The sequence below is a fragment of the Halobacteriovorax sp. CON-3 genome (assembly GCF_043196995.1).
Taxonomy (GTDB): Bacteria; Bdellovibrionota; Bacteriovoracia; order Bacteriovoracales; family Bacteriovoracaceae; genus Halobacteriovorax_A.
This window is the reverse complement of record NZ_JBEBNA010000003.1, coordinates 147,082-161,291: the sequence shown is the minus strand read 5'-3', so window position 1 is coordinate 161,291 and position 14,210 is coordinate 147,082. Positions and strand designations below refer to the sequence as shown.

17 protein-coding genes are annotated in these 14,210 nt (G+C 36.3%); 8 read left to right on the top strand and 9 right to left on the bottom strand.

The window, feature by feature from the left end; translation table 11 throughout:
- Positions 1–31: 31 nt before the first annotated feature.
- Positions 32–778: an endonuclease I family protein gene (locus ABMA72_RS15575; RefSeq protein ID WP_392860002.1), complete on the bottom strand. Its 747-nt coding sequence runs from the start codon at positions 776–778 to the stop codon at positions 32–34.
- A gap of 243 nt (positions 779–1,021) precedes the next feature.
- On the opposite strand from ABMA72_RS15575, the gene ABMA72_RS15570 reads away from it, so the two are divergent.
- From ABMA72_RS15570 to ABMA72_RS15560, 3 genes are all read left to right on the top strand, one after another.
- The gene (locus tag ABMA72_RS15570) at positions 1,022–1,339 is read left to right on the top strand and encodes a hypothetical protein (protein ID WP_392860004.1); all 318 of its coding nucleotides are present in this window, start codon (positions 1,022–1,024) and stop codon (positions 1,337–1,339) included.
- A gap of 79 nt (positions 1,340–1,418) precedes the next feature.
- Positions 1,419–3,395: an ATP-binding protein gene (locus ABMA72_RS15565; RefSeq protein ID WP_393057830.1), complete on the top strand. Its 1,977-nt coding sequence runs from the start codon at positions 1,419–1,421 to the stop codon at positions 3,393–3,395.
- Positions 3,396–3,553: 158 nt separating this feature from the next.
- A complete protein-coding gene (locus ABMA72_RS15560) occupies positions 3,554–3,784 on the top strand; it encodes a hypothetical protein (protein WP_392860007.1) in 231 nt (76 codons plus the stop codon).
- A 29-nt stretch (positions 3,785–3,813) separates the two neighbouring features.
- Here ABMA72_RS15560 and ABMA72_RS15555 read toward each other — a convergent pair whose 3' ends face one another.
- A complete protein-coding gene (locus tag ABMA72_RS15555) occupies positions 3,814–4,107 on the bottom strand; it encodes a hypothetical protein (RefSeq protein WP_392860009.1) in 294 nt (97 codons plus the stop codon).
- Positions 4,108–4,210: 103 nt separating this feature from the next.
- Positions 4,211–4,555, bottom strand: coding sequence for a hypothetical protein (locus ABMA72_RS15550; protein ID WP_393057829.1), 345 nt, complete (start codon positions 4,553–4,555; stop codon positions 4,211–4,213).
- Between the two features lie 138 nt (positions 4,556–4,693).
- Here ABMA72_RS15550 and ABMA72_RS15545 point away from each other — a divergent pair, with 138 nt between their 5' ends.
- The 3 genes from ABMA72_RS15545 to ABMA72_RS15535 all read left to right on the top strand — a co-directional run bounded on the left by ABMA72_RS15545 (position 4,694) and on the right by ABMA72_RS15535 (position 7,403).
- Positions 4,694–5,152, top strand: a complete 459-nt coding sequence (locus ABMA72_RS15545) for a VOC family protein (protein WP_392860011.1) — start codon at positions 4,694–4,696, stop codon at positions 5,150–5,152.
- A 47-nt stretch (positions 5,153–5,199) separates the two neighbouring features.
- Positions 5,200–6,414 carry a chloride channel protein gene (locus tag ABMA72_RS15540; RefSeq protein WP_392860013.1) on the top strand — a complete coding sequence of 405 codons (1,215 nt, stop codon included), beginning with the start codon at positions 5,200–5,202 and terminating at the stop codon, positions 6,412–6,414.
- Between the two features lie 119 nt (positions 6,415–6,533).
- Positions 6,534–7,403: a hypothetical protein gene (locus tag ABMA72_RS15535; protein ID WP_393057827.1), complete on the top strand. Its 870-nt coding sequence runs from the start codon at positions 6,534–6,536 to the stop codon at positions 7,401–7,403.
- 59 nt (positions 7,404–7,462) lie between these two features.
- Here the strand turns inward: ABMA72_RS15535 and ABMA72_RS15530 are convergent, their stop codons facing one another.
- The 5 genes from ABMA72_RS15530 to ABMA72_RS15510 all read right to left on the bottom strand — a co-directional run bounded on the left by ABMA72_RS15530 (position 7,463) and on the right by ABMA72_RS15510 (position 11,287).
- Positions 7,463–8,752, bottom strand: coding sequence for an ectonucleotide pyrophosphatase/phosphodiesterase (locus ABMA72_RS15530; protein WP_392860016.1), 1,290 nt, complete (start codon positions 8,750–8,752; stop codon positions 7,463–7,465).
- Positions 8,753–8,822: 70 nt separating this feature from the next.
- Positions 8,823–9,005, bottom strand: a complete 183-nt coding sequence (locus tag ABMA72_RS15525; protein WP_392860017.1) for a hypothetical protein — start codon at positions 9,003–9,005, stop codon at positions 8,823–8,825.
- 96 nt (positions 9,006–9,101) lie between these two features.
- Entirely contained in the window at positions 9,102–10,091 is a 990-nt protein-coding gene (locus tag ABMA72_RS15520) for a YceI family protein (protein WP_393057825.1), read from the bottom strand.
- The gene (locus ABMA72_RS15515) at positions 10,072–10,728 is read right to left on the bottom strand and encodes an inorganic pyrophosphatase (RefSeq protein WP_392860019.1); all 657 of its coding nucleotides are present in this window, start codon (positions 10,726–10,728) and stop codon (positions 10,072–10,074) included. Before ABMA72_RS15515 ends, ABMA72_RS15520 begins: the two co-directional genes overlap by 20 nt.
- Before the next feature lie 94 nt (positions 10,729–10,822).
- Complete coding sequence (locus ABMA72_RS15510; protein WP_392860021.1) at positions 10,823–11,287, bottom strand: hypothetical protein; 465 nt, start codon at positions 11,285–11,287, stop codon at positions 10,823–10,825.
- Positions 11,288–11,401: 114 nt separating this feature from the next.
- Between ABMA72_RS15510 and ABMA72_RS15505 the strand changes: the two genes are divergently transcribed.
- Together ABMA72_RS15505 and dtd are read left to right on the top strand one after the other, a co-directional pair.
- Positions 11,402–13,333 carry a hypothetical protein gene (locus ABMA72_RS15505; RefSeq protein ID WP_393057823.1) on the top strand — a complete coding sequence of 644 codons (1,932 nt, stop codon included), beginning with the start codon at positions 11,402–11,404 and terminating at the stop codon, positions 13,331–13,333.
- Complete coding sequence (gene dtd, locus ABMA72_RS15500; RefSeq protein WP_393057821.1) at positions 13,333–13,767, top strand: D-aminoacyl-tRNA deacylase; 435 nt, start codon at positions 13,333–13,335, stop codon at positions 13,765–13,767. Before ABMA72_RS15505 ends, dtd begins: the two co-directional genes overlap by 1 nt.
- Here dtd and ABMA72_RS15495 read toward each other — a convergent pair whose 3' ends face one another.
- On the bottom strand, positions 13,768–13,989 hold the full coding sequence (locus ABMA72_RS15495) for a hypothetical protein (protein WP_103219125.1): 222 nt from the start codon (positions 13,987–13,989) through the stop codon (positions 13,768–13,770).
- Between the last annotated feature and the right edge of the window lie 221 nt (positions 13,990–14,210).

Below are 14,210 nucleotides of genomic sequence, written 5' to 3'. Positions count from 1 at the left end.
GCGCCCTTTTTATAGATATTTAAAAATAATTTTAGAAATCTGTAATTCTTGAAACTAGATCTGGAGCATCGATAAATGGGTTTCTATTTCCTTGGATGTCTTCAATTCTGTCATTTCTTAGACGTTCTTCTTCATCTACTGGATCTAACTCATGCCACTGACGTAGAGTTTCTTCCATTTGTGAATTGATTTTACGATCATAGCGAACTGCAAAGTAGAACATTGCTCTTGCAACATTTCCTTTGTGGTAAGTTGGTGGCTCGTAAGTGTTTCCATCAAACTTAGAAGCTGGGCAGTAGTCTAGTCTTGAGTTCTTAGCGTCTACCTTTCCAAAGTTATAATTCCCACGTGTGCTATTTGCTCTGTTTTGAGAAGGGTAGAGGTGGTGTAGGTCACCAACTTGATATCTCGAAAGGGCACCGCGATCAAATTTTGATTGTGGCCATGTGTGCTCGCAATTTACAACTTCATGGTTAGGTATTCTTCCTTTTCCAATTTTACCAATGCGAGGAGTTGAGTTTGTGTAAACCTCGTCACAGTATACATCGCGAATATAGGCTGCATTCCCATTGTCTCTCTCAAGGTGAAGAGTTCCAAATAGGTGTTTTCTGGCAGTTTTGTAAGAGTTTCTAGTGTGTCCCTTAGTAGTTAGTCTTTCAAGGTCGTAGCGAACGCCAACAGAAGTATTTGAGCTTGCTAGGATTGCCTTAGCTTTCTCAAGGTTAGTCGATGAGTATGCGCAAAGGCAAAGTGCGGATACAATTAGAAGTTTAAACATTCAATTCTCCAAGTGTTCATTTTTGTGTGTGTAAAAATGTTATAGTTTAAGAGTATTAAATTGTCTAATGGTTAAAATTAGCTGGGCTAATGTATAAGGTGTTTCATTGTAATATTAGATGGTTTGCGCAGCATCATGAAAAACTCTTATTCCAGTGATCGAATCTATTCATTTTTTTTATTAAATTGAATTAACTAAAGTCTCCTTATCCAAAATGATTTGGATTTGCTTAAGGAGAGTATTATGAAAAAGTTAATTTTAGGTCTTGCAGTTGTATTGAGCTTTTCTAAAGCGGTATATGCTGAAGCAGTTATAATTCCACAAAGTTCGATAAATTTATACGTTGGCTCTTTTTCAAATATGGAAGCTGAATTAAAAGCAAAGATCTTTGAGGCCGCTATTGAAAAGTGTGGAGAGTTAGACAATGCACGTATTGGTCGAACTGATATTCAACTAACTCTAAGTAGTGTTTTTAAGTTACCAATTCAAGGAAGAGATGATGTGATTGATGGTTCTTACCCTCAAGTTAGCGCAGTTACAGACATTACTTGTTACAAGTAAAGAATAGTTAATAATAGTGCTAATAAGCACGTAAGAATCTTAAGTTAAGTTTGCAGCAAGCAAGGTCGATTTGTTTGCTGTGAAACTTGGCCTCTCTAAAATCTCATTAACAATACTCGTCTTAGGAATATCATTCCTTTCCCTTCTATATTATCAAAGAGAGCAATTCTTACGAGATAAGTATGAAGAAGAATTTAAAAGTAGCGCTCAGGAGATTATTTCAACAATTCAGGCAAATCGTGTGGTACGTGGTGAGGCTTTACTTGCGATCTCACACTTCTTCGCTTCATCTTTAAATGTTAATGAGTGGGAATTTAATAATTTTACAAAAACAACTTTGAATAAGCTTAATATTTCGGCAATTTGTTATAGCGGAGAAAATGGAACCCTCTATGAAACGCTACAGTCGAAAGGAAAGACTTGTGGTAAGTTTGGCAAAAATAATAAGGTCATCTTTGATACTGCAACATCAGATATTATCTTACAAGAATTTGTAAGCTCTGTTGATGGAACAAAGGGGAGGGCCTATATGATATTCACGTTCTCCTCTTTATTACCTGAAAGATTTAAAAGTGATACGAACTCAAATTATCGAGTAAACCTTGATGTTGGTTATGGTGATGGTGATAAGAATTATAATTTTTACCGTCATGAAGAACCATTTGCAACTGATGGAAATACTAATTACTACCTGACAGTATCTGGGCCAAGAACTTTATCGACCCTTACATTCCCTTTCGATTATATTGTTAACCTGGCTCTTTTTTTATTCATCATAGTCTTAACGGTTTATATCATCGAAACAGGAAGAAGAAGAGAGTATCTCATCTCTAAGAAGGTAAGAAGGCAGGAAGAGGCAATTAAAAAGCAGTATGAAGAGTTGGGGAGGCAAAAGAAGCTTGTTAGTCAAAATGAAAGATTGGCCTCGATTGGGATATTAGCAGCAGGTATTGGTCATGAAATTAATAACCCGTTAACAATTATTCTTGGGCACTTAAAATCGCTCAAAAAAAGAATGGGAGAAAAGAATGTCAAGGAGCTCTTAGAGAAAGTTGAAAAATCGGAAATAGCAGCTCAGCGAATAGAAAAAATTGTATCAGGGCTTAGAAAGTTTTCAAGACAGGCCCAAGATGAAGAGCCTACTGATTTTAGTGTGGTCAGTGTTTTTGAAGATACTGTATCAATGCTTAAGGATTTCTATGATAAGGATAATATTCATTTGAATCTCTATATGAATGTGAATGAAAAGGCATTGATCAAAGGAGAAAGAGGAAAGTTTCAGCAAGTTCTAATCAATCTTATTTCTAATGCTAGAGATGCGGTAGAAGGTAAGGATAATGGAAAAGTAAATGTTATTGTTAAAGAAAATAATGAACGAATAACATTTAAAATTGAAGACAATGGACACGGCATCAGCGAAGAAGATCGAGGTAGAGTTTTTGATTTATTCTATACGACTAAGGATATAGGTAAGGGGACAGGGATGGGACTCTCTATTGCCCATGGTTTTATAAAGGATGAATTTAACGGAAGGATGACGTTGAAGAGTGTTGTTGGGATAGGGACTGTATTTAAAGTCTCTCTACCAATACATTATGGACAAGAGGTATCATCTTCACAGGAGAGTAATGTGGTAAGCTTGAGTGATTTTAAGATGAAGTTTCGTGCAATAGTTGTTGATGATGAGGAAGGCATTAGAGATCTTCTCGAAGAAATATTACAAGATATTGGTGTCACGGTTTCCTTAGCTGAAAATGGCAAGGTTGCATATGATATGTACGTTGCAAGTCCTGAAAGTTATGATCTCATTATTACTGATATGAAGATGCCTGTTATGAATGGCCCTAAGTTAATAAAGAGTATTAGAAGTAATAAATTAATTGAACAGCCCCGAATTCTTATTACTACAGGTTGTGTAAATTTAAATCTCGAAGGCGAAGATAGGGAAGCCTCAACTATGGTTGATGGATTTTTATATAAGCCTTTTACAGAAGAAGATATCGTACAAGAAATTTCTAAGGCCATGCGAGGAGTTACTGAAAAGAAAGTTGCTTAAAATTAAGGTCTCATTAGTAAAGTGTTATGTTTTTGTTAAGTATGTTAGGTTTTGAATAAGTAATTGCCGGGCCCTTTCGCCCCATATAGAAGTGGATTACAATAGAATAGTAAAACGAATGAATCGTTTACACAGTTTAAGAAAATTAGGAGTGTAGGATGAAGCGTTTATTTATTCTTGCTGTTTTCTTAACTTCGCCACTTACTTTTGCAACTAATGAGAGAAGAATTAATAGTTCTGAAAATTACAATGCGCCAAAGAGTAAAGTGAATGAATTAAGCAATTATGCAAATGGAAAAAAAAGTCATCAGAGAAAGAACTACAAGAGAAGCTTTGATGATATCCAGGATTACCGAGAGGTACTTCAGTCAGAAACAAGAGAACGTTAAAAAAAGGCTACTTAAAGTAGCCTTTTTTATTACATTAGTGAAAGTTCGAAACTTACAACATCACATCTTTCATCAATTACAGTATCCAGTTTAAATGCACCAGAATAAGTATTGAAATAGGCCGAGTAAAGATCTTGGCCATCTGCATTTATCCCGACAAATGAAATATTTGTTTGGTACTCGTTATAAACTTCATCATATGATACTGCTAGCTCTTGAGCTAGAATATCCATTGATTGAAGCTCTACTTCAAGACGACATGAAGCATATGTGCTTGATAGTGCAATAACAGAAACTAATACAAGTTTAATCAGTGATTTCATAGGGACTCCTCAAAGTGATTTTAAGGAGCTTATATGAATTTTGTTTTAATCGGTCAATTGCCATTGAGTATGTATGAAAAAATTAATGCAATCTTGATAAATATTAGGGAGACTGCATAATACTCTTAACTTGCGATTGAATATCTTTAAATTGTTTTGAATTGAAATCAATATTTTGAGCAGCACTATCAACACTTAGGTCTACATTACCATTTGCGATTTGTTGAGAGGCCAGCTTTCTACCTAATTCACTTAATTGGCCCCACTCTTGATCTGGCATTGCCGCAAGTTTTGACTTGGCCTGCTCAGCTTCGTGCTTTCCAATAATTCCTCTTGCAACCATTTGGTCAATCATTGAAACGGTTGTATTTCGATCAATCTGTTCTGCGAAGACAAAGGTAGATAGTTTAAGTGATAAAGTAACGATAAATAGCCTTAAATACTTCATATTGGGCCCTCTTTAAAATTATGCAGAAATTATAAGTGGGAATTAGATTTGACCAAAAACTAACGAAATTTTAGTACTTTATATGAGTGAGACTTGTTAAAGTAGAGGAAAATTTGACAACTAATTATGGAGGTTGGAATGAAGTTTCTCCACACAATGGTTCGTGTAAGTAATCTAGATGAAAGTATGGACTTCTATTGTAATAAACTAGGACTCAAAGAAGTTCACCGTATTGAAAGTGAAGCTGGGAAATTCTCTCTAGTGTACTTAAGTGCACCTGAAGACGAAGAGAAGGCATTAGTAGAACAAGCTCCACTTATTGAGCTAACTTATAATTGGCCTGATGAAAATGGCAACACTGAAAAATTGCCAGAAAGTAGTCGTAACTGGGGCCATCTAGCATTTCGTGTCGATGACATTTATGAGACTTGCCAAAAGCTTATGGATCAAGGCGTGACTATTAACCGTCCACCAAGAGATGGTTATATGGCCTTTTTAAAATCTCCTGATGATATCTCTATTGAGCTACTTCAAAAAGGTGAGCCTCTTTCTCCTGCCGCTCCTTGGAAGGATATGGAAAATACAGGTTCTTGGTAAAATTCATAATAATAGACGCTGCTATATTTCTAACTTAGAATAGAAATATGGCAGCAGAAATTAGTAATGATAGTCGCAATTTAAAGTATTATTTTTCCTTTATTGTTTTAGGTGTCCTTACGGGGATAGCTTCTTCTGTCTTCTTACATCTACTAAAATTAGTAACAACTCTTCGATTCAAATATAGTTTTCTCATTTATTTTCTACCAATAGCGATGGTAGCAGTTAATTTTTGCTATAAAAAATGGTCTCCGATTAGTGAGAAGGGAAATAATCTTATTATTGATGAAGTCCATCATCCTAAAAGAGATATTCCGCTAATCATGATACCCCTGATTCTCTTTTCGACGTTAATCTCTCACTTATTTGGTGCAAGTGTTGGGCGAGAAGGAAGTGCTGTGCAGATGGGGGGAGCAATTGGAAATTATTTAGCAAAATTATTCAATCACTCTAAAAGAAAGAGGGCGGTTCTTTTAATGGCGGGATGTGGGGCCGGATTTGGTTCTGCTATTGGTGCTCCTTTTGCTGGTGCTATCTTTGGGATTGAAGCAATTTACTTAAACGCTAGGATAAAGATATCGACTTTTCTTGAGTGCCTAATCGCTTCTTATATTGGCTTTTACACAACCCATTTACTTTATGCTCCTCACTCGACATATATTCAAATAACTCAATTAGAGTTTTCATGGAAGCTTGTCCTCTATACCCTTATAGCAGGAGTTGGTTTTGGCCTAGTTGCAAGACTATTTGTCCTTACTATTGAGAAATCAAAAGATAAAATTAAAACATTTGGTAGGCCACTACTCATAACATTTCTAGGTGGTTTTGTCTTATTACTATTCTACTATGTTCTTAATGATTTCTATAAGCAGCGCTACACTGGGCTAGGGATTGAAGTTATTCAACAGGCACTAATAGAAATCGTATCCATTAAAGATTTTATTTTAAAATTTATTCTCACAGCAATTTCACTTGTTTCAGGAATCAAAGGGGGAGAGTTCACTCCACTTGTTTATATCGGAACAACAATGGGCTCTTGGATGTCGTCGATTGTTTCAATTAATCCTAACTTTCTTGCGGCCATTGGTTTTTGTGTTGTCTTTGGAAGCGCTTCTAATACGCCTCTAGCATGTATTGCCATGGGTGCAGAAATCTTTGGATATGAGCTACTGCCTTATCTTGCTATTGCCATGATTATCGGACAAATCGTTTCGGGTAAAGAGACCATTTATTCAGCACAGATTGTTAAGAAATTTAAATAGTTGACCAAAACACTTTCTAACTAAGTCTGGCAAGTTAATTTTTTTTCTTCACAGAGTGTTTTTTTAATTTCTATAATAACTTGTTTATATTTATTTATGTACTTTCAGGGAGGAAAGAGATGAGAAAATCAACGCTATTGATTGCTCTTTTTGCTGCAATCTTTTCAATGCAATCTTATTCATGTGATATTCATGGAAAAACAGGAATCATGCCAGAAAATGATCTTTACCGTGGTGTTGATGCACTAACAGGTAATGGAATGACTGAAGAGTTATTCAATATCATTATTGATCGTGCAAACGAAGTTTACGCACCAGTTGTTGAAACTGAAGGTGCAACACTTAAGTTTCACCGTAAATGGGAAGATGGAACAGTAAATGCTTACGCTAACCAAGGTGGAGGTGTTTGGAATGTTCACATGTTTGGTGGTCTTGCTCGTCACGAGCTAGTATCTCCAGATGGATTTGCTCTTGTTGTATGTCACGAACTAGGTCACCACCTAGCAGGTGCTCCAAAAATTAAAAGATTTTGGATTCCATCATGGGCATCAAACGAAGGTCAATCTGATTACTGGGCATCACTTAAGTGTTTCAGAAGAATCTTCCAAGATGACGACAATGCACGTATCGTTTCTAAAATGGATATCGATCCAGAAGTTGAGTCAAAGTGTAACGCTGTATGGTCTGATTCAAACGAAAATGCTCTATGTAAGAGAATGGCACAAGCTGCTAAGGGTCTAGCGACTCTTCTTAACTCAGGTCGTTCAGTATCTTTTACAACTCCAGATATGTCTGTTGTTAGAAAGACTGATGACAAGCACCCAGCTGGTCAGTGTCGTCTAGATACTTACTTTCAAGGTGCACTATGTGACAAAGACCTAAACGATGACGTATCTAAGACAGATGCTCTAGCAGGTACTTGTAACAGAGTAGATAGCTACGAAACAGGTATTAGACCACTATGTTGGTATAAGCCAAAAAATATGTAATTAAATTTTAAATTATATATAAAAAGAAAGGCAGGTTTTAAACCTGCCTTTTTTTATTTCTATTGATTGATGACGTCTTGAATTGCTTCGATCTTTCCATCGATTTGATAATGATTATCAAGCCCTAAAACTCTTAGAATAAGAGGGAAGATGTGAATATTCTCTTTTGACTCTGCTATATAGTTTTTCTTAAAGTCAGGTCCCTGAGCATAGAAAATTCCATGCATATCCATATCACTAAATTGATCCCAGCCATGAGTTGCTTTAGGGTAGCTAAAGTCTGTGGCGGCAATCCACCAGCCAGAATTAGCGATACAAGCAATTGATCCAACTCGAACATTATTTCTAAAGTTAAGTTTTTCTGGAGTGTTGTCTTTGTTGTAGCATTTAAAATTCTCGGCCTTAGCATTTAGTGCGACGATATCTTTTTCGACATTTCTCCCCTTGGCCTTTAGGTAGAATTGAGTAATTGGACCAGCTCCATAAACTCGATAATCTTCTTTTAACTGCATGAGATCATCATTTTTTAAGATGATTTCTTTCTTCTTCTCATCGACATTCTTCATTCCATGATCAGAGACAATGATAATATTTAAGTTTGGCGCAAGCTTAGTTGCTTGAGTAATAAATTTTTCTAATGTTGCATCAACTTTAGCGATGGCCTCCTTAACTTCTTTAGACTCTGTCCCGTGATGGTGGCCAGCAGAGTCTACGTCAGGAAAGTAGAGCGTCATAAAGTATGGCCTTTCCTTTGGTGGCAACTTTAGCCACTCTAGAACTTGGTCAACACGATCCTGGTGTGGCATCGAGTGAATATAATCATACCAATATGAAGGTCTGATACCTGAGATATCAGCTTCTGAGCCAGGCCAAAATAGTGTTGCTGTCTTTAGTCCTTGCTCCTCTGCTGCTACCCAAATCGTAGGAGATAGGTAGAAGTTCTTATTTTTAACGGCCTTACGATCTTTAAGTGAGTAACTCTGCTCAAGGTCTGGTGCGTAGAAGTGATTTGCCACAATCCCATGATTCATTGGATAGGAACCTGTCGCAATTGATAAGTGATTTGGAAAAGTTTTTGTAGGGTATGAAGGAATAAGACTCTTAAGTTGAGTTCCTTCATTTGAAAATTTTGATAAGAATTTTGGTTGATACTTCTTTGTGTAATCGTAGCGGTAGCCGTCTAGGGAGATCAGAAGAACTGGATTGATATTTTGTAGTTCTTCAACAGAAGCTGTGTTCTGATTTGATCGTTCAATATGATAACTATTCTTATATGTTGAACTGTTCTTTGTACAGGCCGTGTACGAGAATAGCGATATTAATGCTAATGGTACGAGTAACTTTTTCATTGGTTAATCCCTTGTAAATCAATATTTACTTAAATTGTAAGGGATTAACCGTGTTCTTGTATATTAGGAATTAATAACAGTTATAATCATCAAAATCGATATCTGAAAATCTGAATTTTAATGTTCTAATATGCTCAAGAGGAATATCGTATTCTTGACGAAAAAGACCATCTAAATCTTTCGTAAAAATAATTCCTTCTTCAACTCTGTATTCAACTGCTTCAATTGTCATAACATTTATCTCCTTCTTCATGGAGAAATTTTAAGACAATTAACTAAAGGTGAACAAGTAAAGATTTTCTTAAGAAAAGCTCTAAGGCCCCGTTTCTTAAGGTTATCTTAAGGTTCGTTAACGGTTGAAAAGTGGGTGAGTTCCTACACCCGTGTATTCACTAGTGATGTAGATACATGTCACAATAAATGATGTTACGATTACAGTTGATAGTAGGAGTGTAACATTTTCTGACATTCCTTTCTCTTCTAAATAATTTACGAGTTTGGCCTGTCCCCAGATTCCAAAAACGATCGTGATAACAAAGAGAATACCTGTCGAGACAAGTGTTAGGACGATATTTGAAATTTCAGTATAGTCACTATCTGGTGCAACATTGGCCGTTGTGTTCTTAGTGATCTTACCATTTGGAAGAATGAGTGCCCCTCCGGATGTCTTAGCATCCAGAGAGACGTTTCTTCTTACTGAGTTTGTTGGAAGGTAAAAGCGAGAGAAGGCCGGCTTATCATTTGATTGATAGGCTTCAATTGTAAACTTAATGATTACTTCTTCACCAACAACCACGCCACCATCAAAGTTCTTACTCCAGTTAATGCCAAAGTCAAAGCGATTGATTTTAAAGCTACCTTCGAAGTAGATCCCATCTTTATTTGTCCAAGGATCTGTACGCTTACCTAAGTATTTAAGGCTAACTGGCACAGTCTTCGTTTTATCTTTTACTGTAAGAGCAAGCTTTGCATCGGCCTTATTATCTTTTAAAACAATGGCCTCAGCATTTTTAAATTTAATAATTGGAAAGCTTTCTGCATTAAAGAATTCGTTCTTCTTTAAATGCTGGTCTCTCTTCTTATCAAAAGTGTTGATACTTTTAACGATAATCTCACCTTGAAGGTCAGTGATCTTATTTTCATCCTTTTTAAAGTAGATCGTATAGTCATCAAATTGGCCTTCAACATCAGTTAATGCCATATACTTAATGCTAAACTTAAGCTTAGAGTGCTCTTTATTTACAATATAAGATGAGCCAAAAGTATTAAGGGAAATTATTAGAGCAAAAAAAAGGTGCGCAATAAGGCACCCTTTATAATTATTTAACAAATTTTTCATTATAGTCTTCTACACCGAGGTTAATAACTTTCATTGCAGTTTCTGCATTGTATGTTTCTGTAATTTCAACTTTAGCTTCTCCTTCTTTTACAGGGATTTCCTTGTAAGTTAAGAAGTAGTGCTTAAGTTCTGCAAGTACTGGAGCTGGAACTTGATCGATATCAGTGATATGTCCAAACATTGCATCGTCTTTTAGAACAGCAATAATTTTGTCATCAATTTCACCACCATCAAGCATTCTGAAACCACCAACTGGAATACAGTTTACTAGGATGTCACCTTGAACAATATTCTTTTCAGCAAGTACACAAATATCGATTGGGTCAAGATCACCAACAATTCCTGTGCGTCCTGTTTCTTCTTGAGCAAAGTTTGCAGATTTTTCATCTGAGTATGTACGTGGGATTAGTCCATATAGTTGTGGAATAATATTTGAGAACTTCTGTGGGCGATCAACCATTAGGTAACCGCTTTCTTTATGAACTTCATATTTCACACGGTCATTTGGAGTAATTTCGATATAAGCATTAAGAACTTTCTTATCTTGATCGTCCCAAGTCTTGATACCATGCCATGGATTTGGCCTAAACATTTTTCCATATTTCTCTAAGAAATCATTAAGTTCTGAGTTAGTCATTATTAATCCTTTTTGTGAATATTTTGGCAATAACTTAGCACAAAGAGGATCGTCTAGGAAGTTTTATCAGGCCCAATAAAAAGCTGTTTTGTGGCTATTTTGAAAAGAAGCGAATGATCTCTGCAAATGCACTTCGAGGGCCATTTGCTCGTTTTCTTACATCGTTTTTGTTGAGTTCGCTAATGGCATGAGCGCTATGGGTTGTTGCGTTGAGAATGCCGATTTTTGCCTCGATATCATCAAGGATTTTCTTTAAAAAGGCTTCTTCTTTTGGATCAAGTTCATCTGATCGAAAGAGAACGTTGGCCAAATGATGGAGTTGGCTTAGGTGAGCAGGGTAGTTTACTTTATGAATGAACTCATCAGGGCGATGCCTTTGAATAAGATCTTCCTTAAGCAGTGCTCTGTCCTGTTCTTCAAGTTTTGCATTGAGAATGAAGTCTTGGATAAGGGCCGTTTCCTGCTCGGAAACAATATTGTCGAGGTGTGTCAGAGAAACAAGTGTTCTCCACATATTTAGGAAACTTTCGTATTTCTTTTCATCGCTTAAGCTATTCATTGAATTATCTTAGCACAGCAGCAAAATCAGGTGTTTAGGCATGATACTCTTTGCCTAGTGAACGAGAGACTATAAAGAAGGTATAATTTTAGGGACGGGCGGTAGTGTAAATTTATGAAAGTCGAAGATTACTCAAAGAAAATTACTCAAATGAATCAAGAGCAGCGTAAGCAGCTCAATCACATTCGTGAAGGCTACCAGTCTAATTTACAAAATATTCAAGATAAGAATGCTCATAAGGTTGATAATATCAAGCATGAGCACGCAAAGAAGCAGCAGGCCCTTATTGAGGATAATCAGCAAAAACTTGATGAAGCTGCAAAGAAGGCCAAGCTTGCTATGGCCAAGTCAAAAGAATTCTTTCGCGAAAGAAATGAGCAAATTAGAGAAGACTTCCATAAAACTTCAACTGAACAAAAATCGAAATTCGATGAGAAGCTTGCAACTCTTAAGCAAGCTTATGCTGATACAATTGAACAAAGAGATACGACTTATCAAACTAATCTCGAATCACAAAATAAGAGATCACAAGAGCGCATCGATCTAAATCAAGACCGCTTTCAGGATACAATCAAGCAGCTAAGTGAGCACACGACAGAATCCAATCAGAAATTAAATGCCGACTTCGCCGCCCGCGAAAAAGTACAAGTGAGAAGAAATCGTGACCAGTTAAATGAGCTTAAGTCACAATTTTCACTAGAGAATCGTGACATAAAAAATGATGCGGATAAGAATCTTAGAAAGGTTGTTGATGAAGGTAAGAGGCGTGAGGACTTTCTAGTCGCTTCAAAAAAGAATGCCCTTGAAGAAGCAAATCAGGCTTATCTACGTCAAGTAAATGAGAAGCAGGCAGGGGTCGATCATTTGGCCCGTGAGCTTCATATGAAGACTCAAAAGTCGTTACAAGATCAAAGGCTTAGTCATGAGAAAGAGGTTTCTGATTTATTGAGAGATCAGATCAGTAAGAGAGAAGATATCAAAGGTGATCACGACCTTGATATTGCGCGCTTTAAAAGCTCTCAGTCGATGAATCAAATGGAGCAAAGAGGTGTTGAAGATAAATTTCAACAAAAGATCGATCGCCTAAAGCAGCTTAACTCTGCGATCATTAAAGACTTTGAAGATAAGCTTGTTGAAAAAGATAATGCTGTGACAAAAAGAGTTAAGGATCAGTCTCGTGAACAACAGGCCCGCATGGCCGAGTTTAAGAATGAAACAAGAGCAAATGCTGATGCTATTCAAGCTCGTTCTCAGCGCCAGCACGAAATAAAAAAGTCTCAATACAATAGAAATATCACTCATGAAAAGAAAGTTGCTGAAGATAATGTTGTTCAGAAAGAAAATCAATTTCGTGAGCTAATGGATAATCAAAGAGACCACTTTAGAGATAATTTGATTCGTACAGAAGAAAAAAATCTTGAAACAGTGAAGTCTCTCCAAGACTCTTTTAGAGCAGAAAAAGAAGAGATTAATACTCGCAACCATGAGATGTATGCGGAGACTCTTAAGTCGCATCGTCAAGAGATGGATAAGAAGATTTCTGACATTCAAGCTTCTTATGAAGGTAAGTTTCAATTACAAGAAGAGCAGTTGAAGAAATCTATCGCTGATGCAGAAGAAAAGCTCTATATGCTAAGAACTTCTTCTAAGAGAAAGCAGCAATCTGAAAGTGAGTTCTTTCAAGAGCAGTCTCGAATGCAAAGAACTGAAATGAAAGAAAATATCGTCCATATCAAGGATCAGTATGAAAAGAAATTTCAAGCGCTTCGCGATGACTTTAATACTCGATTGAAAATGGTAAAGAGAGAGAATGAAGTAAAATCATCTCGTATGACTCATAATCATAATCTTGAAAAGCAGAAGATGACAGCTGATCACAACACAGATATGAGAAGAAAGCTTAATCTTGCTCAAAAGAAGTTAGAGAGACAAATGAGTGACTCTCAAAGGCTTAGAGATCAACTTGTTTCAAGCTATGAAGAGAAGATTAAGAACTTAAAAAAACAATATGAACTAAAACAAATTGAAGAGTATAAGCAGAGTTAATGAAAATAGTTGTCCAGCGAGTCTCAAGTTCCAATGTAAAAGTAAATAATGAAGTAGTTGCTCAGATTGAGCGAGGACTTCATTTGCTAGTTTGTATTGAACATGAAGATAGTCAGCAAACACTCAAGAAAGCAGCAGATAAGATTTTGGCCTTAAGAATCTTTGCAGATGAGCAAGGACGCATGAATCGATCTGTTGTTGATATCGAAGGAAGCATCCTTGCTGTTTCACAATTTACACTTTCGTGGAATGGTAAAAAGGGGAATCGCCCAAGTTTTGATGGAAGTGCAAGGCCAGAGATTGCAAATAAGATGTTTAATGAATTCGTTGAGGTACTACAAAGCAGCGTCCCTGTAGAGAAGGGAGTATTTGGAGAAAGCATGGCCGTCGAAATACATAACGACGGGCCAGTAACTTTTCATATTGAATTTTAATTAAGCAGTAACTTTAGATTTAGATCCTTCTTTTTCTCTCTTCTCCATTCTAACTGCTGTTTTCCAAATTCCAGCAAAGATGAAGGCAAAGATCACAAAGAAAGTCATAACGTGAAGAACTTCAATCGTCAGAGAAGATGCGATATATGCTGTATCTCTAACTGGCTCTAGCATTTCACCTTTAGGAACAATAGACGTCTCGTAAACTTTAGTGTTTTCCATGGGGTCTCCGTTTAAGTAGTCGATATTGCGTCAATATTAAACAATTTAAGAAAATTGTCCAGTATTAACTTACTACAAATCACAAATAGAAAACATGTTCTTTATCAGTTTTTTGTTTAGTTTCGAAATAAGTATAAATTTCACGCCACTTATGCAAGTATGGACAATCCAAATTTTGTGTTTTAAATACAATTTATTTTATTTTTCATCATATGGAGGGG

Coding starts and splice junctions, on each gene's coding strand:
- ABMA72_RS15515 (WP_392860019.1), bottom strand. CDS start 10,728: ATGACTAACTCAGAACTTAATGATTTCTTAGAGAAATATGGAAAAATG.
- ABMA72_RS15555 (WP_392860009.1), bottom strand. CDS start 4,107: ATGAAATCACTGATTAAACTTGTATTAGTTTCTGTTATTGCACTATCA.
- ABMA72_RS15510 (WP_392860021.1), bottom strand. CDS start 11,287: ATGAATAGCTTAAGCGATGAAAAGAAATACGAAAGTTTCCTAAATATG.
- ABMA72_RS15495 (WP_103219125.1), bottom strand. CDS start 13,989: ATGGAAAACACTAAAGTTTACGAGACGTCTATTGTTCCTAAAGGTGAA.
- ABMA72_RS15540 (WP_392860013.1), top strand. CDS start 5,200: ATGGCAGCAGAAATTAGTAATGATAGTCGCAATTTAAAGTATTATTTT.
- ABMA72_RS15525 (WP_392860017.1), bottom strand. CDS start 9,005: ATGAAGAAGGAGATAAATGTTATGACAATTGAAGCAGTTGAATACAGA.
- ABMA72_RS15505 (WP_393057823.1), top strand. CDS start 11,402: ATGAAAGTCGAAGATTACTCAAAGAAAATTACTCAAATGAATCAAGAG.
- ABMA72_RS15535 (WP_393057827.1), top strand. CDS start 6,534: ATGAGAAAATCAACGCTATTGATTGCTCTTTTTGCTGCAATCTTTTCA.
- ABMA72_RS15575 (WP_392860002.1), bottom strand. CDS start 778: ATGTTTAAACTTCTAATTGTATCCGCACTTTGCCTTTGCGCATACTCA.
- ABMA72_RS15570 (WP_392860004.1), top strand. CDS start 1,022: ATGAAAAAGTTAATTTTAGGTCTTGCAGTTGTATTGAGCTTTTCTAAA.
- dtd (WP_393057821.1), top strand. CDS start 13,333: ATGAAAATAGTTGTCCAGCGAGTCTCAAGTTCCAATGTAAAAGTAAAT.
- ABMA72_RS15545 (WP_392860011.1), top strand. CDS start 4,694: ATGAAGTTTCTCCACACAATGGTTCGTGTAAGTAATCTAGATGAAAGT.
- ABMA72_RS15530 (WP_392860016.1), bottom strand. CDS start 8,752: ATGAAAAAGTTACTCGTACCATTAGCATTAATATCGCTATTCTCGTAC.
- ABMA72_RS15560 (WP_392860007.1), top strand. CDS start 3,554: ATGAAGCGTTTATTTATTCTTGCTGTTTTCTTAACTTCGCCACTTACT.
- ABMA72_RS15520 (WP_393057825.1), bottom strand. CDS start 10,091: ATGAAAAATTTGTTAAATAATTATAAAGGGTGCCTTATTGCGCACCTT.
- ABMA72_RS15550 (WP_393057829.1), bottom strand. CDS start 4,555: ATGAAGTATTTAAGGCTATTTATCGTTACTTTATCACTTAAACTATCT.